This is a genomic window from Candidatus Limimorpha sp. (genome assembly GCF_056203535.1).
Map to the genome: position 1 here is coordinate 1 of NZ_JBADWU010000036.1, position 3,211 is coordinate 3,211.

3 protein-coding genes are annotated in these 3,211 nt (G+C 46.7%); all 3 read left to right on the top strand.

What is annotated here, in order from left to right:
* The coding region (locus AC06MN_RS04160) for a T9SS type A sorting domain-containing protein (protein ID WP_475671097.1) at positions 1-1,411 on the top strand (1,411 nt) is incomplete at its 5' end.
* A gap of 41 nt (positions 1,412-1,452) precedes the next feature.
* Entirely contained in the window at positions 1,453-2,877 is a 1,425-nt protein-coding gene (locus AC06MN_RS04165; RefSeq protein ID WP_475671098.1) for a T9SS type A sorting domain-containing protein, read from the top strand.
* 112 nt (positions 2,878-2,989) lie between these two features.
* On the top strand, positions 2,990-3,211 hold a 222-nt coding region (locus AC06MN_RS04170), incomplete at its 3' end, for a hypothetical protein (protein WP_475671099.1).

Below are 3,211 nucleotides of genomic sequence, written 5' to 3' on the forward strand. Positions count from 1 at the left end.
GTATGATGCCGAATTGCGTAACATGATGCAGTTGCGCGATGGGAATATTCTCGCCAATGTCCAATTGTTTAATATGGATGAACAAGGCTACGGTATCGGTGATTACGGGAACCGTTTTCTCAAGATTTCACGCCACGGCGCCGTCATTATGGACTCCATCTTTATCGAAGACAACGACTTGAATTTCTTTTTATTACAACGGAATCCTTCTTCGTCGGGCGACAGCCACATTTACGGAAAGATTGTACGCGACTTTGAAAATGTACGAAGCGACCTGCACTTGCGTTTCTTCGACAGCGACCTCAATTTTGGAAAGGAAATCCAAGTTCCGCTGTGCGACACACTCATAAACCCGCTTAAGGATGCCTATTTCATTGATAATCAGAATGACATTATTTTGCAATACAAGGTTTCGTCGCGTGGCGAATTCCATTTCTTGCGCGTTGGAACTGATGGTAACGTAAAAAATCATTCTGTCATTTCCGATACGTTAATTACGCACCTTACATCTGGCTGCCATGTTTTTGACATATTTGATGATTCGAAATCGGAATACTGTTATTGGGGCAATGAGATCGATAACAATACTACATTGCATATTGTCGTATTAGATTCACTGCTAAACTACAAAGCAGACTTGAACATTGACGACCATTCCCCATCAGGAATATGGCTTACACATGGAATGCAAGACTTGGTGTGTGACTTTGACGAGCAATCGTTTCTTGTTGCCACACGATACAGTATCTTCAGCCCACATAAAGATGGCGTTCAGGTCACACGATACAATAGAGACAACCTGTCAGCCGAAAACACGGCCCTGTTTGATACCTATCCTGTTGTAGGTACTCCACCCATTTACTTTGGATGTGCGTTTCCTATCGGATTGGCGAAGGCCGATGATGGATTTGTCTACTTCTCGTATTGCACACAGGATGGTGTAGCAGGAGGAGTCGGGCAGGTGTCTGTAGTGAAAATGGATGCAGACCTCAACATTGTTTGGCAACGCTTTTGTCTTGAACCTGCCGGATACTCTCGATATGGAACCCAGATGATAACACTTGATGACGGAGGTTTGGCTGTTGGTGGTTATTTGTATAGCAATGTTCCCCTCACGCCACCTGAACTGTTTTTCCTGATTTTTGACGATGAGGGATGGAGTGTTAATGAACCATTATCTTCTTTCCGTCCATACTGCATCTATCCGAACCCAGTGAAAGACAGGCTTTCCATCCAATTTTCGCCTGATGTGATGCCCGAAAGCATAGAACTCTACGATGTTTCAGGCCGCTGCGTGGCAAGTTCGCGCACTGCTGAAATAGATGTGGCAAACCTTCCTGCTGGACAGTATGTGGCAAGAATCACCCTTGAAGGCGGAAAAACCTACACGGATAAGATAATACATGAATAACAATAAACATATAATTCATTAACATTTAATCATTTATAGATATGAAAAAGCACATTACCCTTTTACTGCTCGCCTTGGCAGTGACATTTGGAGCAAAGGCACAGGACTATTCCGATTTCATCTACAGAAACGGCATTTTCGGCGGCGACAACATCCTTGAAGCCAATGATGGCAGCCTGCTGATAGCCACCACGGTGACTGACAACGACCAGTCATGGGGACTGGCTGGAGCCTGCCTGTATAAATTCACCACAAACGGCGAACTGCTCGATTCGCTCTTCATGAAGACAGGTGAAAGCATCGACGATGACTTCCTTTTTGAAACCGACCCCGATGGCCTCCACCTGTTCGGGCGCATCATCTACGAAGGTGGCAAGACCTCTTTCGTCCTGCTGAAAATCAACGACAACCTGGAGGTGCAAAACGAATACAGCACGCAGCTTTTCGACGGAACGTCTCAAAACTGCAGTTTCCTGCTCGACACCGAAAACCACGTCATCATCTATTGGGAAGAGGAGAACGGACAAGGACACTACACGCGCTTCGACACGGAATGTAACATGCTGGCAGATGCGCTGGCAGTCAAGCCTTTCGATAGCTCCTGCGCACCGCTGCGGACACCGCTTGCGGTGTTCAGCGAATCGCCGCTAAGCTACTCCATGCTGTTCCGCAAACACCTGTCGAGCGGCGACACGCTCAGCATCGCCGTACTTGATGCCGATTTCAACGTGCTGAAGGAGAAAAAATACGGGGAAATGATGGACAGAAGCTTTACGCCATTGCGTTACCAGCTGATGAAAAGTGTCGGAGGAAAACACTATTTCATGACCGTGCTGACATCGGAAGTTGGAAGAAACTACATCACTTTGCTTGAAATGGATGATGAATTGAACCTGACGGACAATTGCTATACGGTACACTCTTTCCCGTTGAAACCCAAGGAACTGCTTACACACAACTCTTTCGTGATGGCGGATGACGGCAGTTTCTACCTTATCGGTGTAGACGGATCGAACTATGGAAATGAGTTTTTCTTCGTGGCCAAACTTGATGCCGACCTCAATCTGGAATGGTCGCGGTACTGCATGGACAATTACGAGGGGGAATTTTTCATGGGCATGAACGCCTGCACGCTGTCGGGTGGCGGCATTGCCTTGTGTGGCGTGAATTTCAGCTTGCAGCTGTTTGCCGCCGTCATCCCCGAAAACGGCTGGTCGACACCCGAAACGGAACAATACATCCGACCATACCTCATCCATCCTAACCCAATGAAAGACAGGCTTTCCATACATTTTTCACCTGATGTGAAGCCGGAAAGCATTGAGCTGTACGATGTTTCAGGCCGCTGCGTGGCAAGTTCGCGCACCGCTGAAATGGATGTGGCAAACCTTCCAGCAGGACAGTATGTAGCGAAAATCACCCTTGAAGGCGGAAAGGTCTATTCGGACAAGGTAGTGAAGGAATGAATGTAGAGACGTTGCGCGCAACGTCTCCAAAGAATAACAAAATGCTAATTATTAGAGACGTAGCACGCTACGTCTCTACAAGAAAAAACATTAACATAAAACCCAATTTACAATGAAAAAGCACATTACCATTCTTACCGCACTTCTTTTCTTATGTGCCGGAGTGCAGGCCCAAACTTACGACTCCATTGCCCATCATCCTGTGGGCTGGTATGATGCCGAATTGCGTAACATGATGCAGTTGCGCGATGGGAATATTCTCGCCAATGTCCAATTGTTTAATATGGATGAACAAGGCTACGGTATCGGTGATTACGGGAACCGTTTTCTCAAG